The following is a 26,572-nucleotide window of genomic DNA, read 5'->3' on the forward strand; positions in this document are numbered from 1 at the left end:
ATGCCGTGCGGGCAATCGGCTGTACGTGTTCAACGCATTCTCAGATGGCGTCACCACCGAAGGCCTAGGCGCAGCGCGTCATAGACTGCCGCGTGTATGTTGCGCGAAGAAACGGCGTCTCCGATCCGGTAAAGATCAAAACCGGCATTCGGGTTCACCTGCGGAAACACGTCACCCGAATTGGCGACAAGAGCGTCGTGATCCACACGGCCACGATTTCGCGAAAGCGGCTTGAGTTGGAAATAGAGATCATCCAGAGGCAAGGTGCCCTGATTGACAATGACCTGATCATACACGCGCTTTTCAACAAGTTTCGAGTAATCCGTTCCAATCGCCGCTTCCAGTTGATTGCCTGAGCGAACCAGCGATTTCAGCGTTCGGGTAACGGTGAACACCGCCCCCGTTTTTTGCAGCGCACGCATATATGGCACCAGATTCATGCCCATGATCTCGGGCGCAAAGCTGCGGTCGCGGGTCATGATCTCAACCCGCGCACCGGACCCGGCGATGAACTCGGCCGCCATCAGGGCCGGGTGGTCGCCCGCATCATCGTAGATCAGGACATTTTCGCCCGGTTGCACGTCTGCCGACAGGATGTCCCAGGCCGAAACCGCCAGATCGTTGCCGGTTTCCAATATTGTTGTCTCGGGCAAGCCTCCGGTTGCAATCACGACCATATCCGGGGCAAAGGTTGTTACGTTCTCCGCCTCTGCAAACGTGTTGAACTGAAACCTGACGTCGCGCGCAGCACATTGCGCCATGCGCCAGTCGATGATCCCGATCATCTCGGCCCGGCGTCGGGATTGCGCGGCCAGACGCACCTGACCTCCGGGTTCAGGGGCCGCTTCCAGAACGGTAACGTCATGCCCGCGCTCTGCCGCGACCCGCGCGGCTTCAAGCCCTCCGGGCCCTGCGCCGACGACGACCGCCCGGCGGCGGGATTTGGCTGCGGGGATCACATGCGGCATCGACAATTCGCGCCCGGTAGCGGGGTTGTGAATGCAAAGGGCTTCACCCGCCTGATAAATTCGGTCCAGGCAGTAGGTTGCACCGACGCAGGGGCGGATGTCATCCTCCTGACCGGCCCGGATCTTGGACACGATCATCGGGTCGGCCATATGCGCGCGGGTCATGCCGACCATATCCAACAACCCCGAGGCCACGGCATGTCGTGCGGTTGCCACATCGGGAATGCGCGATGCATGAAAGGTCGGCATCCCGATTTCGGCTCGTACGCGCCCGGCGAAATCCAGATGAGGCGCACTTTTCATGCCCTGTACCGGGATCACATCCGTCATGGCCGGATCCGTATGAATGCGCCCGCGGATGACGTTCAGGAAATCGACCTGACCGCTGTCGCGCAGCCTTCGGGCGATTTCCAGCCCGTCTTCTTCGGTGATGCCGCCTTTTTCGACTTCATCCGCGGTATAGCGGACGCCAACGATGAAATCCTGCCCGACACGGTTGCGGATTGCATCCAGAACCATGAAGCCGAACCGCAACCGATTGTCGAAACTGCCGCCATAGGGCGCGTCCATCGTATTGGTGAGTGGTGACCAGAACTGATCGATCAGGTGGCCATAGGCTTGCAATTCGATTCCGTCGAGACCCGCGGCCTTCATACGCTCGGCTGCATCGGCGTAGTCGCTTACGATCCGTTCGACATCATGGTCTTCCATCTTCTTGGCAAAGGCCCGGTGGGCCGGTTCACGATAATGCGAAGAAGAGACCGACGGCAGCCAATCGCCCTTGTTCCAACCCGTGCGCCGCCCCAGATGGGTCAACTGGATCATGACCGCGCAACCATGAGCATGGCAGGCATCCGTCAATTCAGCCATCCAGCGCACCACCTCGTCCTTGTAGGCAAGGATGTTGTTGAACACCGGTGGGCTGTCGCGACTGACGGTGGCGGAACCCGCCGTCATGGTCATCGCGACCCCAGCTTTCGCGCGCATCTCATGATAGGCGCGGTAACGCTCTTTCGGCATACCGTCTTCGGGGTAGGCGGGTTCATGACTGGTCGTCATGATCCTGTTCTTCAGCGTCAGATGCTTCAGCTGATAGGGTTGCAGCAGCACATCGCGGGTCATGACCACCCGTCCTTTGTTGGAACCATTGACGTCAGTCGACCAACTTCGCTGTCCTGGATCGGACATGCAAAAAGCAGTGTTTCGGCAGTGCCGGGTGGCATATGGCGCTCCGATATTGGGGCGAGCGGAGAAGCTCTTGACCGATTGAAAGCAGACTGGGAAACCTCCGTCAAACGCCTTGTGAACCAAAGTCGCGATGTTTCTCCGAATGCGTTGGCCGAGGCGCGCAAGACAGGACAGAAAAGGTATCCGCGAAAACGACCTGTCCGCAAGGCGCTGGCAACCGCTTATCCCGTCGCCGCGCACCGGACATAAGCGTGCTGTTAGGCTGAAAACTCCCGCGCGGCAGGCTGGCAATTTTTCGATGATTGAAGGTCTGGGCTGGCGGTTGGCGTCGTTTCGCTCTATCGCCCAACTGGAACATACCTTTCGTGACAGGAGACAGCAGTCGTGACCATCACTCGGATCGAGACCGGCAAGCGCATGAGCCGCATCGTCAAACATAACGAAACCGCCTATCTGTGCGGTCAGGTTTCCGATGCCGCAACCGTTGCCGATCAAACCCGTGACATCCTTGCCAAGATCGAGGACCTTCTGGCCAAGGCTGGCAGCGACAAGACGCGTATCCTGCAATGCGTGATCTGGCTGTCGGACATGGCCGACTTTGCCGAAATGAACGCGGTCTGGGATGCCTGGGTGCCAGAGGGCCACGCCCCGGCCCGCGCCTGCGGCGAGGCGAAACTGGCCCGTGATGTTCTGAAGGTCGAGATGATCGTTACCGCAGCCTGCGATTGATCCGCCCGGCCTTGCGCCGTGTGCTGATTTCAGGCGTGGGCGGGTTTGGGTCTGGGAAACAAGACGTCCTGCCCGCGTTCCTACTGTACCTGAGAATGTACCTTTACCAGAGTTTCCAGAAACAGCTTGGCCACGCGTGTTGGCGCAGGTTGTTTTCTGGCCACGGCCGCGAAACGGGTTCTGTATTTGATCTCTTTGGGCAGAACCTTTTTCATAAGCCCATGTTCGACAAATTCCTGCGCCAGATGATCGGGAAGAAACCCAAGGTAGCGACCTGAAAGTATCAGAATGACAAGGGCTTGTTCGTTCTGCACTTTGGCCGCACGTCGAAACCCCAGTTGTTGACCAACGATGAGGTTCGGAGAGTTCACGTGCAGGCCGGCGTAGTTGAACTTGCGAAGAACACTCAGTTTCAACTCTGGATCCGAGCGGTCAAACAGGGGGTGTTCCTGCCCACAGTACAAATACATGTTTTCCCCGTAGAGCGGCGTGTATTCCAGGCTTGCCGATGGTCTGTGCAAAGCGATGATACCGACATCCAGTTGCCCGCTGATGACCATTGTTTCGATCACGTTGGGGGGTTCCAGCGACAGTTCGATGTGAACCGCCGGTGCGGCCTCATTGAACTTGTGAATGGTGCGGGCAAGTTGGGCTTCCGGGTTGGTCGTACATTGATCGAACAGAGCCACGCGAATGCTGCCGGCCAGTTGTTGTTTGACTTCATTGACCTCGGTTCTGAACTGCGCCACGGAAATAAGCAGGTCTTCTGCCGCGGCCAGCACCTTTTCGCCGTCTTCCGTCAGTGAAAACCCTGCCGGCCCCCGGTTGCACAGCTTTAGGCCAAGCCTCAGTTCCAGGTCAGACAAGTGTTTCGAGATCGTCGATTTGCCGATGTTCAGCTCGATCTCGGCGGCCGTGATGCCACCACTTTCCGCGACGGTTTTGAACACGCGCAGCAGACGGATGTCCGTGTCGCCGATCCGGGTATCAAGTTTGTTCTGTCTCATATCGTATGTTTGAAATTTATGAAACCTTTCGCGCAAATATTAACAACGACGAAACCAAGTTGGCAAGTTAGCTTCGTGTCGCCGAGGTAGAATCGGACTGGCCACCTTCTCCCCAGGTCAGCGCGCACCTCGAAACACGACATATGGGAGGAAATCCATGTCATTTATCAAAAAGCTTGGCACTTTCAGCGCAGCCGTTTCCGTTGCCGCACTGATGGTTGCAGGCACGGCCGAGGCGAAGAACTTCAAGATCGCTGTCGGCGACAGCGCGGGCAGCGCACAAGAGGCGCTGGGGCTCGCGTTCGTAAAAGCGCTCGAAGAAAAATCAGGTGGTGAGCACACCGCGACACTGTTTCTCAACGGTCAGCTCGGTTCCGAGCAGGACACGGTGAACGAGGCGGCGATCGGCACGCTGGATATGTCGCTGCTGGCGATCAACAACATCACGCCGTTCTCGCCTTCGGTCGGTGTTTTCACACTGCCTTACGTGATCCTCAGCCTGGAAGATGCCGAAAAACTGACCCAGGGTCCAATCGGTCAGGAACTGGTCGAAAACACCATCCGTGATGCCGGTGTGCGCATCATCGGCTGGACCTATACCGGTTTCCGCCGTCTGACGAACTCGAAGAAGCCGGTCAAATCGGTTGCGGATTTGCAGGACCTGATCATTCGCGTTCCCAAAAACGAAATCATGATCGAAACCTACAAGGCATGGGGCATCAACCCGACCCCGATGGCCTGGTCGGAAACCTTCACCGGCCTGCAGACCAAAGTGGTTGACGGTCAGGACAACCCTTACCTGACGATCAATGCGATGAAGTTCTACGAGGTTCAGAACCACGTCACCAACCTGCGTTACATCTTCTCGATCGAACCGCTGATCATCTCGGAAGCCGTGTTCCAGGAACTGTCCGAAGAGGAACAGCAGATGATCCTGGAAGCAGGGCAGGAAGCCACTCAGGTCTCGGCCCAGTTCCTGCGGGACTCGGAAGCAGCCATCAAGGAAGAGCTGACGGCCAAGGGGATGGAAATCATCGACCCCGAGAACGACGAAGCCGAGTTCATTCAACTGGCGACCGAAGCTGTATGGCCGCAATTCTACGAGTCCATTGGTGGTGTCGAGAAACTGAATGCAGTTCTCGAAGCCATCGGCCGCGAGCCGGTCCAGCAATAATCGTCGCACGGCGATACCGGGAAGAGCGCTGCGGCGCTCTTCTCACGTCAGGGAGGAGTGAAACCACATGTTCTGGAAATTTCTGGACAACATAGAAAGTGTCATCTGCCGGATCCTCTTATCCGGCTTCGTCTGCCTTTTGTTCGTGCAGATCATCGCGCGCGAGATCTTCGGCTTTTCGGTCAGCTGGATCGAGGAACTCTCGGTCTACATGTTCGTCTGGTTCGTCTATTTCGGCGCAAGTTACGCCGCTCTGAAAGGTGCGCATAACCGCGTGACATTCCAGTTCAAGTTCCTGCCCGATGGGTCGATCAAATACATCGAAGCCTTCGCCGATCTCTTCTGGCTCTTCTTCAATGTCTACTTCCTGTATCTGGCGACGGATTTTGTCTTCAACAAGATGAACAAGTTCTGGAAATCCCAGACCCTGGGTATCGAGATGAAGTACGTCTACATGGTGCTGCCCATCGCGTTTGCGCTGATGACCGTCCGCATCATTCAGGTGAATTACCGCCGCCTTATCAAGGGCGAGGATATTCACGATCCCGATCAGATCGACCTCGACGAAATCAAAGCTGCGACTGAAGCAGCAAAGAAATCCTAAGGGCAGGGGGATAAACCATGGAATCCGAAATCGTCACAATCCTGTTTGGGTCTTTCCTGTTTCTGCTGCTCATTGGCGCGCCGATCACTGTGGCGCTGGGTGTGGCATCGCTGGTCTCATTCCTTTACCTGGACGAGAACCCGATCAAATTCGTGCAGATCGCCTTTACCTCGGTGGGTGCTTTCCCCCTAATGGCGTTGCCTGCCTTCATTCTTGCCGGGGCCCTGATGGAGGCCGCCGGTATCTCGAAACGCCTGATCAATGTTGCTGAAAGTCTGGCTGGTCCATTCACCGGCGGTATTTCGGCTGCAACGGTCATGGCTTGTCTGTTCTTCGGCGCCATTTCGGGCTCGGGCCCGGCAACAACCGCGGCCGTTGGGATGCTGATGATCCCTGCGATGATCGACCGCGGCTATGAGCGCGGCTATGCCTCGGCGATCACTGCGTCCTCTGGCGGCCTCGGGATTATCATTCCTCCCTCCATCCCGATGGTGATCTTCGGCATTGCCGCGCTCGGCATGGCGCCGCCGCCGGAAGCCGTGGAAAAGTTCGGAACCTTTCAGTCGGTTTCGATCTCGAAACTGTTCATTGCCGGATTCGTCCCGGCCTTCCTGATCGCCACCAGCCTGCTGATCCTGAACTTCTTCATGTCGAAAAAGCGCGGCTACAAGGGCGTTTCCGAAGGTTGGTCGATCCGTCACGTGGGCTGCGAAATGTATCGCGGTTTCTGGTCGCTGATGGCGCCGCTGGTGATCCTGGGCGGTATCTATACCGGCTTCTTCACCCCGACCGAGGCGGCAATCGTGGCGATTTTCTACACCCTGTTCGTGGGCGTGGTTATCTACCGCGAACTGACCTGGCAGTCGCTGTTCCAGTCGCTCGAGGCCACCACCTGGCTCACGGGCCGTGTTCTGCTGATCCTGTTCACCGCGACCGTGTTTGGCCGACTGCTGGTGGAAAACCAGATCCCGGCGATCATCGCGGATTCGATGCTCAGCTTCACAGACAACCTCTATGTCATCTGGACGCTGATCATCTTTTTCCTGCTGTTCGTCGGCATGTTCATGGAGACGCTGGCCACCATCCTGATCCTGGTTCCGGTGATGCTGCCGGTGGCTTATTCGGTGGGTATCGATCCGATCCACTTTGGCGTGGTGATGGTCTGCACGCTGGGTATCGGTTTCCAGACTCCACCACTGGGCGAAAACCTGTTCATCGCCTCGGGTATCTCGAACATCACGATCGAACAGATCTCATTGCGTGCGCTGCCTTTTGCGGCCGCCAACACGATTGCAATCTTCATCATCGCCTTCTTCCCTGAACTGTCGCTGTGGCTCCCACGGCTGTTTGGCTACTGATCTGAAAGGATGACGACATGAAACAGATGGTCACAAACATCCTCTTTGCCACTGACCTGTCCGAAAACTCGGGTCACGCCATGCGCCATGCCGCCAGCATCGCGCAGGCCACGGGGGCCGAAATTCACGTGCTGCATGTGAATGAGCCACTGTCGGACGATGCCAAGATCACGATGGAGATCTTCATCCTGAATGAAGAAACCCGCAAGACCGCGATCGAGCGTCGTCACGAGATGGTGCGCAAGGTTCTGGCCGAACGGCAAGCCAAATTCTGGGCGCAGTTCGACGGCGACGATGGAAAAATTCGCGATCAGATCACCTCGGTCGAAGTCACCGATGGCCACCCGGCCGAAGTGATCCTGCGCCGCTCGGTCGAACTGGGCTGTGATCTGATCGTGCTGGGTGCGCATGATCACGGCTTTTCGCATACGTTTCTGGGCACCGTCGCAAAACGCGTTTTGCGGCGCTCCAAGATACCGACACTGATCGTTCCGAACCCGGACGAAACGTAACAACCCCACTGACAAGGAAGTACAAAATGAGCAAAACTCTGACCGCGCAGGACCTGGCGGACACGTTTGACGCGTTCAACCGCCATGACATCGACGGCGTAATGACCCACTTCGCCGACGACTGCGTGTTCTACACCGTGGCTGGTGACGAGAAATACGGCAACAAGGTTGAAGGTGCCGAAGCCATAGCCGCCGCGTTTTCAGGCGTCTGGGCAGGCATGAAAGACGCCCATTGGGACCATCACAGCCATTTTGTCCACGGTGATCGTGCCGTGTCCGAGTGGACCTTCTCAGGAACCGACGCAAACGGTATGCGGATCGAAGCTGAAGGTGCGGATCTGTTCACCGTTCGTGACGGTAAAATCGTTGTAAAACAGGCGCTTCGAAAGACGCGTCCAATGTTCAAAGCCTGATCCGCCGCCCTGCGCGCAGCCTCGGAGAAAAACAAGAATGGTGGATAACAGCATCCCGCGTCACTGGCCCAAGGCCAGCTATGACCCGAAATATGACCCGATCATAGATGCGGGTCCGGGTCACAATCGCGACCACGCGCCCACATATTGGATTGGAACGGCCGGAACACCTCCGGCCGATGATGGACCTGTGTCCAGCGATATGGATGCGGATGTGGTGGTGATCGGGTCGGGGTATACCGGCCTGTCCACCGCCATTCATCTTGCCAAGGAACACGGCATTCAAGCCGTTGTTTTAGAAGCAAATACAGTCTCTTGGGGCTGCTCCACCCGCAATGGCGGGCAGGCCCAGATCTCATCCGGACGGCTGAAACGGTCGCAATGGATTCAGCGCTGGGGCACGGACGTGGCCAAGCGCATGCATGCCGAGGTCACAGAAGCGTTTCAGCTGTTCAACAATCTGATTGCGTCGGACGATATCGATTGCGACCCGCAGCCAGGCGGCCACTACTACATCGCGCATCGCGACAAGGTCATGCCCTCCCTCAAGAAAGAAAGCAAGCTGCTCAACGACGTGTTCGGCTATGGTTCGCGGATTCTCTCTCGGGAAGAACTTCACGAAAAGCACGTGCGCGATATGGAGGCCGCAGGTGCCATGTGGGAACCTGACGGGACCTGCATCCATGCGGGTAAACTGGCCTTCGGCTACGTCAACATGGCGCGCCGTCTGGGTGTGAAAATTCACACCGGCAGCCCGGTCATGGGATGGCAGACGAAGAACGGCGTGCATCACCTGCGCACACCGGGCGGCATCGTCCGCGCCAAAACGGTGGCCTTGGCAACCGCGGGCTATACTCCGCCAGGTCTGAACACGCGCACAAAGCACCGCCTGATGCCCATCCTGTCCAACTCGATGGTGACACGGCCGCTTACCCAGGCCGAACTGGATGAGTGTGGCATTCAGACCAAATCCCCCCTGACCGACACGCGTACGCTGCGCCACTATTACCGCCTGCTGCCGGACAATCGGATGCAGATCGGCAGCCGCAGCGCGGTGACAGGGCGTGATGCCGAGAACGAAAAACATCTGGAGCTACTGAAAAAGGGTCTCGCCCGAAAGTTCCCGGCGCTGACGGATATCAACCTCGACTACTCGTGGTGGGGCTGGGTCGATGTCAGCCATGATATGATGCCGCGTATCTTCCAGCCGGACCCGCAACAGCGCGTGTTCTACGCGATGGGATACGGTGGCAACGGCGTGATGTACTCGGCTCAGGCCGGGCGTCGTATGGCACAGCTGATCGCGGGTAAGAAAGACAAGGCGTTTGAACTACCGATCTTCACGTCCCCGCTGCCCAGCCACGGCATTCTGACGCCTTTCCGCCGACTGGGACAGCGCATGGCGTATGTCGGCTACTACCTCAAAGACGAAATACTGTAACTCACAGGGGCTTCGGCGCCCTGAAAGGATAAGGAAACACTCACATGAAAATGACGACGGAAGAGGCCTTTGTTAAGGTTTTGCAGATGCACGGGATTGAGCATGCGTTCGGGATCATTGGATCTGCGATGATGCCGATCTCGGACTTGTTCCCGAAGGCCGGGATCATGTTCTGGGACTGTGCGCATGAAGGCAGCGCGGGGATGATGGCGGATGGCTACACCCGTGCGACCGGCAAGATGTCGATGATGATCGCGCAGAACGGCCCCGGCATCACCAATTTCGTGACCGCCGTGAAAACCGCCTACTGGAACCACACGCCGCTGCTGCTGGTCACTCCGCAGGCGGCGAACAAGACCATCGGTCAGGGCGGTTTCCAGGAAGTTGAGCAGATGAAGCTGTTCGAGGACATGGTCGCCTATCAGGAAGAGGTCCGCGACCCGACCCGCGTCACCGAGGTTCTGAACCGCGTAATCATGAAAGCCAGGCGCGCCTGCGCCCCGGCCCAGATCAACATCCCGCGTGACATGTGGACCCAGGTGGTCGATATCGACCTGCCCGCCATCGTCGAGTTCGAACGCCCTGCGGGCGGCGAAACCGCCGTGGCGCAGGCGGCCGAGCTGCTGTCGAACGCCAAGAACCCGGTGATCCTGAACGGTGCGGGCGTGGTGCTGTCCAAGGGCGGGATCGAGGCCTCGAAGGCGCTGGCCGAGCGTCTGGATGCGCCGGTCTGCGTGGGCTATCAGCACAACGACGCCTTCCCCGGCAGCCACCCTCTGTTTGCCGGTCCGCTGGGCTACAACGGCTCGAAAGCCGGGATGGAGCTGATCAGCGAGGCGGATGTTGTCCTGTGCCTCGGCACCCGTCTGAACCCGTTCTCGACCCTGCCGGGCTATGGCATCAACTACTGGCCCGCGGATGCGAAGATCATCCAGGTCGACATCAACCCTGACCGTATCGGCCTGACCAAAGCGGTCAGCGTCGGCATCATCGGCGACGCCGCCAAGGTGGCAAAGGGCATTCTGGCCCAGCTGAGCGACACCGCCGGTGACGAAGGCCGCAAGGAGCGCAAAGAGCGCATCGCGCAGAAGAAATCGGCCTGGGCGCAGGAACTGACCTCGATGACCCACGAGGATGACGATCCGGGCACCACCTGGAACCAGCGTGCCCGCGCGGCCAAGCCCGACTGGATGAGCCCCCGCATGGCGTGGCGCGCCATTCAGGCGGCCCTGCCGAAAGAGGCGATCATCAGCTCGGATATCGGCAACAACTGCGCCATCGGCAACGCCTATCCATCGTTTGAAGAGGGCCGCAAATACCTGGCGCCGGGCCTGTTCGGCCCCTGCGGCTATGGCCTGCCGGCCATCGTTGGTGCCAAGATCGGCTGCCCGGATGTGCCGGTCGTGGGCTTTGCCGGTGACGGTGCCTTTGGCATCGCGGTGAACGAACTGACCGCGATCGGCCGCGAGGAATGGCCCGCCGTGACCCAGATCGTGTTCCGCAACTACCAGTGGGGCGCGGAAAAGCGCAACTCGACCCTGTGGTTCGACGACAACTTCGTCGGCACCGAGCTGGACACCAAAGTGTCTTACGCCGGTATCGCGCAGGCCTGTGGCCTGAAGGGTGTCGTGGCCCGCACCCAGGACGAGCTGACTGCAGCGCTGAATCAGGCGATCGAGGATCAGAAGAACGGCATCACCACGCTGATCGAGGCCCTGATCAACCAAGAGCTCGGCGAGCCTTTCCGCCGCGACGCGATGAAAAAACCCGTCGCCGTCGCCGGAATCTCCGCCGATGACATGAAAGCTCAGGCCGAACTGTAATCTGATCCTGCCCCCACCCGGGCCGAATACGGTTCGAGTGGGGGCAGGCTTTGCCCAAAAGGCAGCTCAAATATTGCAAAGGAAGTAAGATGCAGGCGTTGAGTGCATCCAACTCGCCGTGGCTTCGGGCACGGTCTTTCGTTCGTTTGAACGGGCACGGTTTCCTTGTTTCCGTGGTTGTCGCCGTCGCAGCGAAGTTCTTGTCCGAACATTATGGTGCCCCGGCGATGCTGATGGCCTTGTTGCTGGGCATCGCGTTCCATTTCCTGGCCGAAGACGATGCCGGCGACTGCAAGGCCGGAATCGAATTTACCGCACGAACGGTTCTTCGTTTTGGCGTTGCGCTGCTTGGGGCGCGTATTTCCGTTGAATTGATGATGAGCCTTGGCGCTGATCTGATTGCCGTTGTGATTGCCGGTGTGATCCTCACGATCCTGTTCGGCCTTCTTGGCGCGCGTCTTCTGGGCCGTGGTTGGCGCTTTGGGGTGCTGACGGGGGGATCGGTGGCGATCTGCGGCGCATCGGCCGCGATGGCCTTGTCGGCCATTCTGCCCAAAAACGAGCATTCGGAGCGGAACTTGGTTTTCACGGTACTGTCGGTAACTGTTTTGTCGACAATCGCGATGATCGCCTACCCGATCCTCACCGAGGCTTTCGAGTTCAACGACGAGGTTTCAGGGGTCTTCCTGGGCGGAACGATACATGATGTCGCGCAGGTTGTCGGGGCCGGGTTCTCGGTTTCGGACCAAACCGGTGAGGTCGCGACTTTGGTCAAACTGATCCGTGTTGCCATGCTGGCCCCGGTGGTGCTGGTTATCTCGTTTCTTGTCCGGCGCCACGCGGAGTTCAGCGAGGAAGACGGCAAGCGCCCGCCCATTTTGCCGATGTTTGTCGTTGGCTTTCTGATCTTTGCCGTCCTGAATTCAATAGGTCTGATCCCGGATGTGGTCTCGTCGGCCATGGCCGATCTCAGCCGTTGGGCGCTGCTGGTGTCGATTGCCGCAGTGGGCATGAAAACGTCGCTCAAGCGGATTCTGGATGTTGGCGGGCAGGCCATCGTCCTGATTGTGGCCGAGACGATCTTCATCGCTGCTCTGGTTCTGGTGGGCGTCTACCTGTTTCACTAGAGGATGGCGAAATTCCACGTCCAGCACGTGACCGACCATTGGCCGGTCACGTCATCTCGCACTACATGACCAGCAGGAGGGTATGACCTCATGACGACACAGGTACTCAATCTATTCGATGAGCCGGAAACGCGCAGCGAAAGGCGTTTGGCCGATCTTCCCGATCGCGTTGTCGAGGGTGATCCGCATCACAAGATTGGAATGCACTTCACCAGCCCGGATGGGCAATTGTCTGCCGGAACCTGGACGTCTACGCCGGGCAAATGGCACGCGTTCACGGACAAGGACGAATATTGCTATATCGTCAAAGGCCATTGTGCCCTGATCCACGAAGACGGGACCCGTCAGGATTTTCGCACCGGGGCCAGCTTTTTGATCCCCAACGGCTTTCGCGGCTATTGGGAAGTCGTGGAAGAAACGACCAAGCACTTCGTGATCCGAGATTGTGCGCCGGACGCATGATCCGATCCGCGAACGAACCTGAGGCGGCGTGAAACGGCATGCCTCAGGCGCGTCATCGGTTCTTCAGCGACGGGTCTGGTCAAAGTTGATCGCCAGTTTTCCCGCCGTGGGTATTGACTGGCAGGTCAGGATTTCTCCGGCTTTGATGTCTTCATCCTCCAGCGCCATGCGCGCCCGCATATGAACTGTGCCGTCGGTCAGTTTGGCCCGGCACGCGCCGCAGACCCCCGATTGGCAGGAATAGGGTGGCTTGAGCCCCGCTGACTGCGCTGCGTGAAGAACGGTCTGTCCCTTGGTGATCGGAATGAGGTGTCGGGCGCCTTCCAGCGTCAGTTCAGCGGTTGCGTCCACCCCCTCAATACCAGCGTCCAGATCCGGCGCAGCACCATAGCTTTCCATGTGGATGCGGTTCGCGGGCACATCAATGGACATCAATGCCGATTTGACGGCCTGGTTCATGTTGCCCGGACCACAGATATAGTAACGCGCGTCCTGGGCGTAAGGAGGATACTCGGCGATCAACGCTTCGATTGCGGCCTGGTCGACCGTACCCTGCCGCCAATATTCGGCGCTGGACCACCAGCCGGGCTTCGAAAAGACATGATTGATTGTAAAACGTTCGGGATGCGCTTCCTGAAGACCGTTCAGCTCTTGCTGCAACAGGATGCTCTTGGCGTTTGTGTTGCCATACACCAGATGCGCGACTGAATGGGGCACGGCTGTCAAAACCGAGTTCAGCATCGCGTAGAGCGGCGTGATGCCAGAACCCGCGCCAAAAAAGTAATGGGTGCGCCGCGCCGTTTCATCAGGGTCCAGGCAGAAACTGCCAAATGGCGGCATGACGTCAATGGTTTGTCCTTCCTGAACCGTGTCGTTGATGAAGTTGCTGACACGGCCACCCTTGACCCGTTTGACGGTGATGCGAAGCGGGCCCCCGGAGTAAGGTGAACTGGAGATCGAATAGCTTCGACGGTGCTCCTCGCCATCAATATTGAAACGCAGGGACACGTGTTGGCCCGACCGCCAGGCGAATATGTCCATCAGGCGGTCAGGGACCTCGAACATAACGGTCTTAGCCACGCCATCCAGTTCAACTCGGGTCCCGCAAACGCGCAGTGGGAAAAAGTCACGCGGGCTCATTTCCCTTCTCCCAACCATTGCAGAACAATTTTCTGGTGCTCGATGACGGGGCTTTCACCGTTTGCTGCCGGACCTGCTTCAAAATACGGAGAATGCAGGGATTTCTGCTGCTGCTCGCACGCGTAGATGTCTTCGCCGGTAAAGTCGCCGGCAACCATCGGGTCATCTTCGCCCATCGCGTCACTGGATTCGTATTTTCCGCCTATTCCAAACTTGGACCAGAAAGAGGACGACTTCATCGACTGTTTGGTGAATTCCCATTCCGAGCTGTTGGACACCCGCCCGCGGTTGTGAACTCGTATCAGTTCCGGGCGAAGGGGTTCGACAATGAAGATGCTCCAGCCGTCTTCCGAAGCGGCCAGTCCAATCCCCGGAAACAGCATCGGCACCCAGGCGCCGTTCATGTCTTTGGGAATGACGCGCGGGGCGGTCAGTTTGCTGTCCTGATCTTCCAGAAATTCTGCCACCGGCGGCTCCCAAAACATGTAATGAGGTCCTTCCCAGTGGAATTCGGCGGATTTGTGATCATACATTTGCAGCGTGTTCGAATGCAGATGACTCAGGTGGTAAACGTCGATGTAATTCTCGACGACAACCTTCCAGTTGGCCTTTATCTCATAGCTGGTGTTCAGGTCTTCGTATTCGATCAGCTCTTCCGGGACGTGCGGGCCGATATGGGGTTCGACCGGGCCGAACCATTCGGCGATGGAAGGAGCGTCGGGGTCTGGATGGACGAAAATCATCGATTTCCAGATATCGACCTTGGCGGGTTTCAGGCCAAGGCAGGACTTGTCGACCTTGCCATATTCCTCGTGCTCGTCCGGCACCGAAATCAGATTGCCTTCAAGATCGTAGGTCCAGTCGTGATATGGACAGGTCAATGCCTTTTGCGTTTTGCCAACCGCGCGGATCAATTGGGTGCCGCGGTGGCGGCAGATGTTATGGAACGCGCGCAGGCGACGGTCGCGCCCCATGATCACGAATATGTTGTTGAGTCCGGCCTGCACGGCGATGTACTGGCCGGGTTCACTGACATCCTCCATAAACCCGGCATAGCGCCAGGTTTTGGAAAAGATCTCGCGCATTTCCCGGTCGAACCAATCCTGGCTCGTGTAAGCCTCGACCGGCAAAAGGTGCAGCATGGGTTTCATTTGAGCCTCTTGTGAAAGAGTTTTCAAAACGTCCGAGGGTGAAAGTCGATGGCGATCATCGACAGGCCAAGTGCGATCCAGGCAAGTTGGACCAGCCAAAACAGGATGGGATCCTCATCCCGGGATACGTTGGTTAAAAGCAAAGAGTGCCCGGAATGGAAACTCGGGATTGTCCAGAACATGAAAAGAATCCCCCACAACGTCTGACAGCCAAGCACCGTCGCGACCATGAGCGCAGCGAAAGCGATGCACCATCCAGGCCAGATTTCGCAACACATCTGATCAGAGCCTGCATGATCTGCTCATGACGTTCTTCACGATTTGTGGGGCGCCCGATCATGTTATTTCCAGTATTTCAGCTTCAGGTTTGCGGTTACGCCGGTGCCGACGGTGACAGCGGCATTCGCGAATTCCGGCGGCAGACCGTTCTGCCCCATACCGCCAAAGCCGTACCCTTCGGTTGGGACATCTTTTTCGGTATCCAGGTTGCTGTTGCTGTTCTCGTCGTGAATCCCGGCAATCGCATAGGTGCCAGGCGGGAGATTGTGAAAGGTGACCGAAGCCAAGCCTTTGACAGCAGGAACGGAAGCCAAGGCCGCCGCGTTCGTCATGTCCATGGCCTTAAAAGATTTTGCGTCATCGAACACGGCAATGATCAAATCACCCTCTGCATTGCGCACGCCCTGCACCGTTGCAGTGAGAGTTTGTGCGGATGCCCCGAGGGTTGAAGCTAGTGTCATCACAGATGCGACGACCAGTTTGCTTATCGGCATGATGTATCCTTTACTGTCGATATTGACAGTAAATAGGAAGGATGCAATTAGCTGTCAACAGTGACAAGCATTCACCCGATTTTCCTGAGGGTGTTTTTTTGCATTGAACCAAGCACGAGGTATCGGCCCAACGCGGACAAGGATCGGAGAAAAGGAAAAAAATATCCTAAGGCGGCCTTCCAAAGCTACTCGGGCAAGACTTGCCTCATGTAGAGATGACGCATGACCATTGGCGTCAGGTACATCGGGATTTGATACGCCCCGATGAAGACCATGATGGGTGCGGTGACCTCGGGCGGCAAAGCAACGAAGAAAATCGCGATGTTTCTGTTTCCCGCGATCAGAGAGACAGCGGTTGCTCTGGCTGCCGGCAGACGTTCACGGGTCATGCGGAACGAAAGGAATTGTGCTCCGAAATTGGCCAGACAGGCGAGCGCGATCCAGAAAGCGGCGACGGCCGGGCTTTTCAGCGCAGTGGTGCTGACGGAAGGCATCAGGCCGATGACAAAAACGGCCAAGGTGATTGTGCCCAACCCTTCCAGATTCACCAATGTGGAGCGTGATGGTGAACGCAACCAGACACGCCGGACAACAATGGCGGCGCCGGTTGTGCAGAGTATCGTCAACAGCAGTTGCAACCCGGCCAGCAGAACAGAGTGAATGCCGCCCAGTTCTGGCATGAGCAGGAACACCGGAAACGCTGTCAATGGCAGCAGGGCGGTCCCAACCACCATCATTCGCATCGCGTGTTCAGGTGGGTAGCCCATCATCAAACACATGTTGGGACTGCCGGAAATCGAGGGCGCAGCCGCCATGATGAGCAGGGACAGAAGCACCGGCGTTCCGGTCCATCCCCCGACAAATCCAATAGCCAGAATGATCAGCGGCATCACGAATTGAAACCCGATGACGGTGAACGCGACCTTGTGCAGATCGCTCAACGATCCAAGAATGGTTTCGGGGTCCATTCTCAGGACGGTGACGAACAGCAACAACACGACCAGGGGCGGCAGCAGGCCTCGCATGGGCTCGGCCAAACCCGGCAATAAAAGACCCGCCGCCAATCCGGCGACCAGAACACGGGGCCCGTGACGGGCCGCCAGATGGAGCAGGTTCAAGGCCGTTTTACCCGCCCGGGCTCTGACGCAAATTCTCGGGCAGCCAGGTGGCGAGGTCGGGGAACCAGATGAGGATGAAGACCATCAGCACCATGATCAGGAACATCGGTATCGCTGCGCGTGCGATATAGCTCATCTCATGGTTGGTCATGCCCTGCATCACGAACAGGTTGAACCCGATCGGAGGTGTGATCTGCGCCATTTCAACAACGACCACGATGAAGATGCCGAACCAGATCAGGTCAATGCCAGCATCGCGGATCATTGGTTCCACCACGGCCATGGTCAACACGACGGAAGAAATCCCGTCAAGAAAACAGCCCAGAATGATGTAGAACACCAGCAGGACCATCAGCAGTTCGAAACGGGTCAGTTCCCAACCTGCAATCAGATCGGCCAGCCCGCGCGGCAGGCCGGTGAAGCCCATGGACAGTGACAGGAAAGCAGCGCCAGCAAGGATCAGGGCAATCATCGCGCTGGTTCGCGTGGCCCCCATCAGGCTTTCAGTGAATGTCTTCCAGTTCAACGACCCCTGGCCTGCCGCAAGCAACAGGCCGCCGATCACCCCGAAAGCCGCAGCTTCGGTCGCAGTGGCATAGCCCAGATACATTGAGCCGATGACGACCGTGATCAGAAGGATCACAGGCAACAAAAAGCGGGAATTTCTGACTTTCTCGGAGAAGCTCAGCTTGCCCTCGACATCCGGGGTCCAATCTTTGCCCAACTTGGAATAGATCGCAACATAACCCATGAACATCGCTGCCAGCACCAAACCGGGAAGGATGCCGGCAAAGAACAGCTTGGTGATCGATTCATTGATCGTCACCCCATAGACGATCAGGGTTAGGGACGGCGGGATCATCAGCCCCAGAGTGGCCGCGCCGGTCAGAGTACCGATGATCATCCGTTCGGGGTAATTGCGCTTGCGCAGTTCGGGGATCGACATCTTGCCGACGGTGGTCAGCGTTGCCGCCGACGAACCTGAGACTGCCGCGAAGACGGTACAACCCACGATATTGGTATGCACCAAACCGCCGGGCAGGGGTGCCATCCAAGGGGACAGCCCTTTGAACATGTCTTCGGATAATCGCGTGCGGTACAGGATTTCGCCCATCCAGATGAACATGGGCAAGGCGGTCAGGGTCCACGATGACGACGCCGACCAGATGGTTGTGATCATCACGTCGCCCACGGGGCGGGTGGTGAACAGCTCCATCCCGACCCAGGCGACCCCCATCAGGGCCAGGCCGACCCAGACACCGGTCCCGAGAAGGGTGAACAGAACAAAAAGGAAAAGGATGATGACAGACAGGTTTTCCATGCGTCTATTCTCCGTGGCTCTGGTCGGCCAGATCGCGGACAATGCGATGGTCACCTTTGAACAGGACGTGGATCAGGTGATCCGTCAGCGCGATGGCCAGGATGACGGCTCCGATCAGCATCGCGGATTGCGGAATCCACAGCGCGGTTCTGTCCTGACCTTGGCTGATGTCGTTGAACTTCCAGCTCCAATAGACGAAGCGATAGGCATACCAGCAGAAATACCACATGACGGCTGTGCCGATGGTGAAACACCAGATTTCAAGGACACGCCGCACGCTGTCCGGCACCGCGTTCAGAAGGATCGAAACCCGAATGTGGCTGCCCCGATTCAACGCATTGGCAAAGGCCAGAAAAGATGCCGCCGCCATTGCATAGCCGGCATAGTCGGGCGCTCCGGGAAATACCTCACCGGTCCAGCGGGCCAGCATCTGCACGACGATCAGCAAAAGAATGGCAATCAGGCTGACCGCCGCCATTACCCCCGCTGCCAGATAGATGAAATCCAGAACGGACCGAAGCCCCCGCAATACCGCCATGGCGTCCCCGCTTTGTTATGATTGGATGGAAAACAGGCGACGCAATGCAACGCCGCCTGCCTCGAATGGTTACTGAGAGGCGTTGAACGCGTCGACGATGGCTTTGCCTTCGTCGCCGGCGGCCTCCAGCCATTCATTGGTCATGGTCACACCAATCTCTTTCAGCTCATTCGTCATCTGCTCGGATGCCGGACCGACGGTCATGCCACCATCACGCAGACCTTGCAGAGTAAAGCCGGTGTATTCCTTGGCGCGCCAGTTGCCCGCGTATTCCGCCAGCTCTGCGCAGGCCTTGATGACGTTCTTGTTGGCGTCGGACACGCCCGACCAGACATCCGAATTCACCATCACGTAGTTGCGCGGCAACCAGGCATCGACTTCGTAGAAATAGTTCAGGCTTTCCCAGACCTTGCGGTCGTACCCGGTCGATCCCGAAGACACCATCGACTCGGCGACACCCGTCGCAAAAGCCTGACTGATTTCTGCCGCTTCGATCGTTACCGGCAACATGCCCGTCAACTCGGCCAGTCGCGAAGTCGCGTTGTTGTACGAACGGAACTTGATGCCCTTCATATCGGCGACCGAGTTCACCTCATTCTTGAAATACAGTCCCTGCGGCGGCCACGGTACAGCATAAAGCAGCGTCAGGTTCTGTTCGGCCAGTACCTTTTCAATTGACGGTTTTGCCGCTTCCCAAAGCTTGGCGCTGTCATCGAACGAGGTTGCAAGGAACGGGATCGAATCGAAACCGAACAACGCGTTCTCATTCTGGTGGCCGGACAGAAGGCGTTCTCCGATCGGGGCTTGCCCGGTCTGGATTGCGCGTTTGATATCGGCACCTTTGAACAGCGAGCCGGATGGATGCGTAACGATTTCGATCTCACCGCCGGTTCCGGTCGTTACACATTTGGCGAATTCCGCACCGGTGGCCGAATGGAAGTTCGACGCCGAATAGGCCATCGGCATGTCCCATTTTTCGGCCATGGCCGGTGCTGCCGCGGCAGCAGTCAAAGCGGTTGCCGCCAGAAGGTTTGTCAGTGTTTTCATCGTTTTCTCCCTATCGAGTTTTGAAATACCGGTGTTTTTCATCGGTCTGTTCTTATGTTGCAAAGCGCGACGGCGCATAGACGCTTACGTCGGTGTTCGGGGTTCTGCCCGCGATCATCTGCGCCAGAAGCCGCCCGGTCTTTGGCCCACCTGTCAGGCCGATATGATGATGCCCAAAGCCCATATAGGCCCCTTTGATTCCGGGCACGTCGCCTATGATCGGGATCGAGTCAGCCGGGGCCGGCCTGTGCCCCATCCATTCCACTTCCTCCTTCCATGTTATGCCCGGAAACGCGGCCCGGGCATTCTTTCGCATCAATTCAAACGGTGCGCGCGAGGGCGGTGCGTCCAGCCCACCGAACTCCACGATACCCGCCAAGCGTATGCGCCCATCCATGGGCGTGGCAACAAACTTGCCCGAAGCCACCATGACCGGGCTGCGGGGCATGGCAGAAGGTGACACCAATTCAAGATGATAACCGCGCTCGCTTTCAAGAGGAACAGAAACCCCCAGTCGCTTTGCCAGCGGCCCCGACCAGACGCCAGCCGTTACAATGGCGGTGTCGCAAACGATGGTCTCACCATCCGCGCGCACACCGGTAACGCGGCCGTTGTCGCGGGTGACGTCCTCGACATTGGCGCGGATGATCCGGCCTCCGCCGGCCTCGACATGGGCGGCCAGGTCTTTCACGTACCGCCCCGGATCGATGATATGACCGTGGTTTGACAGCTTGGCAGCGAAACCGATATCCGGGCTGAACACGGGGTCATAGTCGTGAAACGCCTTGCCCTCCAGTTCTTCCCAATCAAAGCCGTTCTTCCGCCTTATTCCCCAGCCCAACGCATCTTGTTCAAAATGGGCCCGGTTCTCGTAGAGAAACAGATAGTCGCTGGGCACGATCCACTTTTCAGCACGCGTGCCTGCCGCCAATGCCTTGTGGTCATTCAGGCTGTCGCCGACGATCGGCGTCAGCGCCGCCGCGATCCGTTCAACGTCTGCCACGTTCGCGTGGCTTAGATATTGCCGGAGCCATGGGAGCAACTTTGGCAGATACCCCCATTTCAAAAACAGCGGCTGCGACGAACTCAGCAACATTTTGGGCGCTTTGCTAAGCAGTCCGGGAACCGTCACAGGTATGATGGAACAGGACGCCAGCACACCGCCATTGCCATGAGACGTGCCTTCACCCGGTCCGGCCTTGTCGAACAGGATCACGTCGTGCCCGTCCCGTTGCAGCCAGACCGCGGCCGACACGCCGACGATACCGGCGCCGATGATGGCTATGGTTTTCTTGTCACTCATTCTGAAACCGCCCTGGCCACTGCGTAATGGTTTAGTTTGGCCATCTCGGGCCTGCCGCCAAGCCCGGGGGTTTCGGGCACGCAGACCTGTCCGTTCTGGATCCGGAAGGGTTCTTCCAGAATGTCTTCTTTCAGGAAATAGGACGCCTGATAGAATTCGCAGCCCAATGTGATCTCGGGCGTTGCAGCAATCATATGGGTGCCGGCAAGATGGGCCAAGCCGGCCTCGAACATGTCCCCGCCATATGCCGTCAGACCATGCGCGGCCGCAATGCGGGCGACCGTTTGCCCGCGGGTCAGGCCGCCAGACTTCATTATTTTCACCGAAACACCATCGCAAATACGTTCACGCGCGGCGCGTTCCATATCTTCGGGGCCAAAGACGCTCTCATCAGCGAGAAGGGGAATATCGGTCATTTGGCGCAGCTTTGCCATCATGTCGAAATGGTGGGCGCGAACCGGCTGTTCGATGAAATCAGGATTGAACTGGGCCACGTCCCGCACCCGCGCCGGGGCGTCATCGATGTTCAGCCCCTGATTGAAATCCACGCGGACCGAGAATTCAGGACAGTTCTGCGCCAGATACTCCAATCGCATGATGTCAAAGGCGTGATCCTTGAACCCGGTCTTGAGTTTGACAATCCGCACGCCATCCTCTCGCAACCGCGCCAACAGGTCTATGTCCTGGGAAAAGTCCGGGTTGGCGATGGAACAGCTGAGCGGAATGGCGCTGCGGCAGCGACCGCCCAGCAAAGACCAGACAGGGATGTCACTGATACGGCCGGCCAAATCCAGCAGCGCGGTTTCCAGCGCGGCCTTGGCCTCGGTGCAATGCGCCACGGCACAGGCCGCGCGCGCCATGATGGCTGACCGGTCGCCCACGCTGGCGCCAAGAACAAGAGGGCGTAAATAACGATCCAGTGCCGCGAATGTCGCTTCCGGGGTTCCGGTGAACACCGACCAGGGTGACGCTTCGCCAAATCCCTGTGTGCCATCCTCGGATGTCAGTCGCAGTATGACGACTTCGCAGGCACCTTCGACGGATCCTATACCGTGATCCCGGCGGGACGTGACCGGAAGCTTCAGGTGCCAAAGGTCGTAACCGATGATGTTTTGTGACAGATCGCTCATTCCGCCCCCTGTGGATGAGCGGAAGCCTGCCTTGACGGGCATATCATTTCAAATACTATATCTTCGACAGTTCATCAGAAAAAATGATGTGATTACCGATGTCCCTGCGCTTTCGCCAGCTTCAAGCGTTTCACGCCATCATGGAAACCGGAACCGTAACCGGTGCGGCGTCGGTACTTGGGATATCCCAGCCTGGTATCAGCAATCTGTTGGCTCAGTTGGAACGCGAAGCGCGACTGCCTCTGTTCGAGCGCAACAAGGGCCGTTTGCTGCCCACCCCGGAAGCCGAGTTGCTGTTCCGCGAAGTCGACACCGTCGTGCGCGGGCTGGATCACGTGGCGCAGGCCGTGACGGATTTGCAGAACAAGCATCCCGGTCAGTTGCAGGTTGCGGCGCCGCATCTTCTGTCATTTGGTTTCATGCCGCGCGAGATCGCTCGTTTTGCCAAAAGCCGCCCCAACCTGTCCGTCAGTTTCCAGTCGCAGTATTCATCCAAGATTCAGGAATGGGTGATTTCAGGCCTGTTTGAAATCGGCATCGTCGAGATGCCGATCCTGCACGACACTCTGAATTATCAGGTGTTTCAGTTCGAAACGCTTGCGACTTTTCCAGAAAACAGCCCCTTGGCGGATTATGACGTTCTGACACCGGAAATACTGGAAAACGAGCCCTTCATCGTGATGGGTCCGGAACACCAAACCCACCGTCGAACCCGTGACATCTTTCAGGCATCCGGGCGCACGTGGCGGACACAGATTCACACGCACCTGTCTGAGAACCTGCTGAGTTTTGTGAAACAGGGCATGGGGGTTGCGATGATCGATCCCTTTACCGTGACGTTCGATGGTGAGAGCGGGTACCAGACCCGCCCGTTCAGGCCATCCGTCATGCTGGATCTTGCAATCATCACCGCAAAGGGGCGCCCCCTGTCCACGATTGCGCAGGAATTTCTGGCCCAGCTGACCCCGTCGATTGCCTCTTACGCAACCCATTCCGACACAGGTGCAGCGGCCTTGTGAAGCTGTTGCGAATGGATGTCGACCAATGTGGGGCCGTCATGTTCGACGGCCTGTTTCAGCACCTTTGGCAAGTCCTCAGGGTCTTTGACCGTCCATGATTTCACTCCGAAAGCGGCTGCGACGGCGGCGTGGTCGGTCCGGTTGAAATCGACGTTGTAATAGCGTTGATCAAAACCAGCGTCCTGACCCGCCTTGATCCATCCGAAGACCGAGTTCGAGAAAACGATCGAGGTGATCGGCATTTTGTGCCGGACCATCGTTTCAAATTCACCGCAGGTGAACCCAAACGAACCATCGCCCATGACGGCCAGGGTCTTGACCGAGGGCCGCCCGACATGTGCACCCATGGCCGCCCCCAGAGAATAGCCCAGTGCTCCATGTGCGCGATTTGTGATGAAATGCCGCCCGGGCTGCCGCCAACGGTAATGCGCGCTGAAATAGGGGCAGGGGGTGCCGGGATCAGCGACCACAATCGCATCGTCGTCCAGAATGTCCATCAGGGACGCCATGACAGCCTCGGGCCGTATTGGCGTTTCCCGACTTGCAGCCAAGGGGGCAAATGCCGCCGCCTTGGCCGCCCATGCGGCGCGGGCCTTGGTTGCTCCGTCTTGTCCGTTCAGGTCTTGCCGGTCCTCCAGCGCTCGGGCCAATGCCTCAAGCGCGAGGCGGGCGTCAGCGCAGATCGCCACTTCGGTCTGATAGTTTGCGCCGATCACCATGGGGTCGCTGTCGATGTGAATGATCGTGGCGTTGCGCCCGGGGCTTCTCCACCGTTCGGTCGTGACCGAACCGGCGCGGCACCCGATGAACAGGACGACATCAGCCTGATCCACCACGGCGCGTGTCGCGGGGATGCCGCCGTTCGATCCGACGACACCCAGGGCCAGAGGATCGGTTTCGGCGATGGACCCTTGGCCTGAAACGGTTGTGGCGACGGGCATGTCCAACAGACCGGCGACGCGGCGCAACGCATCGGTCGCGCCGGACAGAACCGGGCCGCCGCCACAGACCGCGACGGCGGATGTGGCCCGGGCAAGAATGGCTGCGGCCGCTTCGATGGCATCCGGATCTGGGGCAGCCCGTTCGGCGGGATAGCTGCGATGCCGGTCGTCGGCCCAGATTTCCGCTTCGTCCACCTGTGCCTTCTGCGTATCAAACGGCAGTGCCAGATGGGTCGCGCCGGGTGTTCCCGTTGTCATCGCCCGGAACGCCGCACGAACCATGGCCGGAAGCCGGGCGGCATCATCCAGAGACGCGTTCCACTTCGTCAGCGGGCGGAACAACGCCGGCTGATCCAGTTCTGTCAGAGGGTATTTCCCGCGGCTGGTCGTCGCCACATCAGAGGTGATCGCCAGGATTGGAACCGAACTTTCATTGGCCTCGACCACACCCGGCAGAATGTAGGTCGCGCCACCGCCGGAAGGGCCTTCGCAAACGCCGGGCCTGCCTGTCACGCGTGCATAGCCATCCGCCATGTAGGCGGCGTGCCGTTCGTCGCGGGTCAGAATGTGCTGAATGCCGTGATCCATTCGGGCGAGCGCGTCATAGAACGGCAAGGTGGTATCGCCGCACAGGCCGAACATATGCGTCACGCCATGCGCCTCGAGCATACGCACCATCGCCTCGGCTCCGGTCAGGTAATTCGTCCCTGTCATGGTTCGCGATTCCTTCGAGTGATAATTGTACACATAACTGTATACAGGCTTGCATATTGATTTCAAGAATTGAGTGTGGCACCTGTGAATCAACGGAAGAAGGGCATTGTTTATGGCGGGTCCACGCGTCGATGATATCTATGATCAGGTCAAAGCGATGGCGGTCTCCTTCCACCTGCGCCCCGGTGACCGCCTGAACGAGGTCGCTCTGTCCAGGGATCTGGGCGTCAGTCGCACGCCGTTGCGAGAAGCGTTGAACCGTCTGGTTGCCGAACGGCTGTTCGATTTCCGCCCGGGGCAAGGGTTCTTTTGCCGTCCCTTGGATGCGCAAAGCGTGTTCGACCTTTTCGAGCTGCGCCAGATCATCGAATCCGCGGCGGCCCGATCCGCCTGTACCAAGGCGACGGATGAAGGCCTGCAAAGGCTGCGTGATGAACTTTATGAAACGGGCATCGACATCACTGGCCTGACGATCGAAGAAGCAGTGGCCCGGGACGAAGCGTTCCATCTGGGGATCGCAAGGCTGTCAGGGAACATGGAGTTGTTGCAAACTCTGACGCGGATCAACGAGCGTATCCGCTATATCCGCTGGATTTCCATGAGCATGGACCGGGTGCAGAAGTCCAAGGACGAACATAAACGCGTGATGCAGGCCCTGCTGGATCGGGACGCGGACGAGGCGGCCCGGGTTCTGGCGGCTCATATCACAAAACGAATGGATCAGGTTCAGGACGCAGTGCGTCACGGAATTACCAACATCTACATGGAAGGGGCCGAAGACATCTCGACCCGCATTATCGAGGAGGAACAGGGATGATCGTGCAGGGCGGCAAGTCCATTTACGGCGCATCCGTGGGAATCCTCATGCTGGACGCGCAATTCCCAAGAATTCCCGGTGACATGGGCAATGCGCAGACATGGCCGTTTCCGGTGCTGTACCGCATCGTCCGGGATGCCTCGCCTGATCGGGTAGTTCGGCATCGGGCCGAAGGTATGCTCGAGGTCTTCATCGACGCCGCGCAAGAGTTGGTCAAAGACGGCGCGGACGGAATAACAACCAATTGCGGGTTCCTGTCCCTGTTCCAGAAGGAACTGGCCGAGGCCGTTCCGGTTCCTGTCGTCACGTCGTCCTTGATGCAGGTCGAAATGGTGAATCGTATCCTTCCCAAGGGAAAGCGCGCGGGCATTCTGACCATTTCGGCCTCCACCTTGACCAATGACCATCTTCAGGCTGCCAATGTCCCCTTGGACACGCCAATCGGCACTACCGAGGGTGGGCAGGAGTTCACCCGCGCAATTCTTGGCAATGAATCGCGTCTGAATGTTGAGAAGGCACGGGAGGACAATGTTGAGGCCGCAATCGCGTTAGCCTCGGACAATCCCGAACTTGGGGCAATAGTTCTGGAGTGCACGAATATGTGCCCCTATGCGCCGGATATTCGGCAGGCGACCGGGCTGCCGGTGTTTTCGATCGTGTCCTTCGTGACTTGGTTCCAAGCCGGTCTTGTTCCGCCGGTGTACCGGAACTGACCTCTGGCCTTTCATCAAGACGGATTGTGTTGGCCGCAGGC

The 26,572-nt window shown here is 58.2% G+C and carries 25 protein-coding genes; 13 read left to right on the forward strand and 12 right to left on the reverse strand.

The genetic code is table 11. From position 1 onward, the window contains the following. Positions 1-50: 50 nt before the first annotated feature. Positions 51-2,090, reverse strand: a complete 2,040-nt coding sequence (locus ACR3E6_RS19530) for an oxidoreductase (protein WP_480488876.1) — start codon at positions 2,088-2,090, stop codon at positions 51-53. Between the two features lie 450 nt (positions 2,091-2,540). Between ACR3E6_RS19530 and ACR3E6_RS19535 the strand changes: the two genes are divergently transcribed. Then, a complete protein-coding gene (locus ACR3E6_RS19535; protein ID WP_480488878.1) occupies positions 2,541-2,885 on the forward strand; it encodes a RidA family protein in 345 nt (114 codons plus the stop codon). 80 nt (positions 2,886-2,965) lie between these two features. Here the strand turns inward: ACR3E6_RS19535 and ACR3E6_RS19540 are convergent, their stop codons facing one another. Continuing rightward, entirely contained in the window at positions 2,966-3,892 is a 927-nt protein-coding gene (locus ACR3E6_RS19540) for a LysR family transcriptional regulator (RefSeq protein WP_480488880.1), read from the reverse strand. 157 nt (positions 3,893-4,049) lie between these two features. Here ACR3E6_RS19540 and ACR3E6_RS19545 point away from each other — a divergent pair, with 157 nt between their 5' ends. The 9 genes from ACR3E6_RS19545 (at position 4,050) to ACR3E6_RS19585 (ending at position 12,806) form a co-directional block, all read left to right on the forward strand. Beyond that, positions 4,050-5,066, forward strand: a complete 1,017-nt coding sequence (locus ACR3E6_RS19545) for a TRAP transporter substrate-binding protein (RefSeq protein ID WP_480488882.1) — start codon at positions 4,050-4,052, stop codon at positions 5,064-5,066. Positions 5,067-5,133: 67 nt separating this feature from the next. Then, complete coding sequence (locus ACR3E6_RS19550; RefSeq protein WP_480488884.1) at positions 5,134-5,670, forward strand: TRAP transporter small permease; 537 nt, start codon at positions 5,134-5,136, stop codon at positions 5,668-5,670. 17 nt (positions 5,671-5,687) lie between these two features. Beyond that, on the forward strand, positions 5,688-7,028 hold the full coding sequence (locus ACR3E6_RS19555; RefSeq protein ID WP_171117920.1) for a TRAP transporter large permease: 1,341 nt from the start codon (positions 5,688-5,690) through the stop codon (positions 7,026-7,028). Between the two features lie 17 nt (positions 7,029-7,045). Beyond that, positions 7,046-7,540: a universal stress protein gene (locus tag ACR3E6_RS19560; RefSeq protein WP_171636286.1), complete on the forward strand. Its 495-nt coding sequence runs from the start codon at positions 7,046-7,048 to the stop codon at positions 7,538-7,540. Between the two features lie 26 nt (positions 7,541-7,566). Then, the gene (locus ACR3E6_RS19565) at positions 7,567-7,953 is read left to right on the forward strand and encodes a nuclear transport factor 2 family protein (RefSeq protein WP_209835032.1); all 387 of its coding nucleotides are present in this window, start codon (positions 7,567-7,569) and stop codon (positions 7,951-7,953) included. 37 nt (positions 7,954-7,990) lie between these two features. Continuing rightward, complete coding sequence (locus tag ACR3E6_RS19570) at positions 7,991-9,394, forward strand: NAD(P)/FAD-dependent oxidoreductase (RefSeq protein WP_171724526.1); 1,404 nt, start codon at positions 7,991-7,993, stop codon at positions 9,392-9,394. A gap of 44 nt (positions 9,395-9,438) precedes the next feature. Next, a complete protein-coding gene (gene xsc, locus ACR3E6_RS19575) occupies positions 9,439-11,217 on the forward strand; it encodes a sulfoacetaldehyde acetyltransferase (protein ID WP_480488887.1) in 1,779 nt (592 codons plus the stop codon). Between the two features lie 89 nt (positions 11,218-11,306). Next, complete coding sequence (locus ACR3E6_RS19580) at positions 11,307-12,344, forward strand: YeiH family protein (RefSeq protein ID WP_210093889.1); 1,038 nt, start codon at positions 11,307-11,309, stop codon at positions 12,342-12,344. 90 nt (positions 12,345-12,434) lie between these two features. Then, a complete protein-coding gene (locus ACR3E6_RS19585; RefSeq protein WP_209835535.1) occupies positions 12,435-12,806 on the forward strand; it encodes a cupin domain-containing protein in 372 nt (123 codons plus the stop codon). A 63-nt stretch (positions 12,807-12,869) separates the two neighbouring features. Here the strand turns inward: ACR3E6_RS19585 and ACR3E6_RS19590 are convergent, their stop codons facing one another. From ACR3E6_RS19590 to ACR3E6_RS19630, 9 genes are all read right to left on the reverse strand, one after another. Then, positions 12,870-13,946 (reverse strand): 2Fe-2S iron-sulfur cluster-binding protein, encoded by a 1,077-nt coding sequence (locus tag ACR3E6_RS19590; protein ID WP_480488889.1) that lies wholly within the window; start codon positions 13,944-13,946, stop codon positions 12,870-12,872. Beyond that, the gene (locus ACR3E6_RS19595) at positions 13,943-15,097 is read right to left on the reverse strand and encodes an aromatic ring-hydroxylating oxygenase subunit alpha (RefSeq protein ID WP_480488891.1); all 1,155 of its coding nucleotides are present in this window, start codon (positions 15,095-15,097) and stop codon (positions 13,943-13,945) included. Before ACR3E6_RS19595 ends, ACR3E6_RS19590 begins: the two co-directional genes overlap by 4 nt. A 341-nt stretch (positions 15,098-15,438) precedes the next feature. Next, positions 15,439-15,870, reverse strand: coding sequence for a DUF2141 domain-containing protein (locus ACR3E6_RS19600; RefSeq protein ID WP_171638546.1), 432 nt, complete (start codon positions 15,868-15,870; stop codon positions 15,439-15,441). Between the two features lie 185 nt (positions 15,871-16,055). Then, positions 16,056-16,988, reverse strand: coding sequence for a hypothetical protein (locus tag ACR3E6_RS19605; RefSeq protein WP_480488893.1), 933 nt, complete (start codon positions 16,986-16,988; stop codon positions 16,056-16,058). A gap of 7 nt (positions 16,989-16,995) precedes the next feature. Continuing rightward, positions 16,996-18,309 (reverse strand): TRAP transporter large permease, encoded by a 1,314-nt coding sequence (locus ACR3E6_RS19610; RefSeq protein WP_152460436.1) that lies wholly within the window; start codon positions 18,307-18,309, stop codon positions 16,996-16,998. Positions 18,310-18,313: 4 nt separating this feature from the next. Further along, entirely contained in the window at positions 18,314-18,847 is a 534-nt protein-coding gene (locus ACR3E6_RS19615; protein ID WP_171638543.1) for a TRAP transporter small permease, read from the reverse strand. Between the two features lie 69 nt (positions 18,848-18,916). Beyond that, complete coding sequence (locus ACR3E6_RS19620; RefSeq protein WP_171120827.1) at positions 18,917-19,894, reverse strand: TRAP transporter substrate-binding protein; 978 nt, start codon at positions 19,892-19,894, stop codon at positions 18,917-18,919. Positions 19,895-19,946: 52 nt separating this feature from the next. Next, positions 19,947-21,197, reverse strand: a complete 1,251-nt coding sequence (locus ACR3E6_RS19625) for an NAD(P)/FAD-dependent oxidoreductase (protein WP_171638539.1) — start codon at positions 21,195-21,197, stop codon at positions 19,947-19,949. Beyond that, positions 21,194-22,327, reverse strand: coding sequence for an enolase C-terminal domain-like protein (locus ACR3E6_RS19630; protein WP_480488895.1), 1,134 nt, complete (start codon positions 22,325-22,327; stop codon positions 21,194-21,196). Before ACR3E6_RS19630 ends, ACR3E6_RS19625 begins: the two co-directional genes overlap by 4 nt. A 98-nt stretch (positions 22,328-22,425) precedes the next feature. On the opposite strand from ACR3E6_RS19630, the gene ACR3E6_RS19635 reads away from it, so the two are divergent. Next, positions 22,426-23,346, forward strand: coding sequence for a LysR family transcriptional regulator (locus tag ACR3E6_RS19635; RefSeq protein ID WP_171638519.1), 921 nt, complete (start codon positions 22,426-22,428; stop codon positions 23,344-23,346). On the opposite strand, the gene ACR3E6_RS19640 is transcribed toward ACR3E6_RS19635, so the two are convergent. Next, positions 23,307-25,001: a thiamine pyrophosphate-binding protein gene (locus tag ACR3E6_RS19640; protein ID WP_209835540.1), complete on the reverse strand. Its 1,695-nt coding sequence runs from the start codon at positions 24,999-25,001 to the stop codon at positions 23,307-23,309. The genes ACR3E6_RS19635 and ACR3E6_RS19640 overlap by 40 nt on opposite strands. A gap of 112 nt (positions 25,002-25,113) precedes the next feature. Between ACR3E6_RS19640 and ACR3E6_RS19645 the strand changes: the two genes are divergently transcribed. Both ACR3E6_RS19645 and ACR3E6_RS19650 read left to right on the forward strand, forming a co-directional pair. Continuing rightward, entirely contained in the window at positions 25,114-25,818 is a 705-nt protein-coding gene (locus ACR3E6_RS19645; RefSeq protein WP_480488897.1) for a GntR family transcriptional regulator, read from the forward strand. Beyond that, the gene (locus ACR3E6_RS19650; RefSeq protein ID WP_480488899.1) at positions 25,815-26,531 is read left to right on the forward strand and encodes an aspartate/glutamate racemase family protein; all 717 of its coding nucleotides are present in this window, start codon (positions 25,815-25,817) and stop codon (positions 26,529-26,531) included. Before ACR3E6_RS19645 ends, ACR3E6_RS19650 begins: the two co-directional genes overlap by 4 nt. The last annotated feature ends 41 nt before the right edge of the window (positions 26,532-26,572 follow it).

Source organism: Ruegeria sp. AL3 (assembly GCF_056536065.1).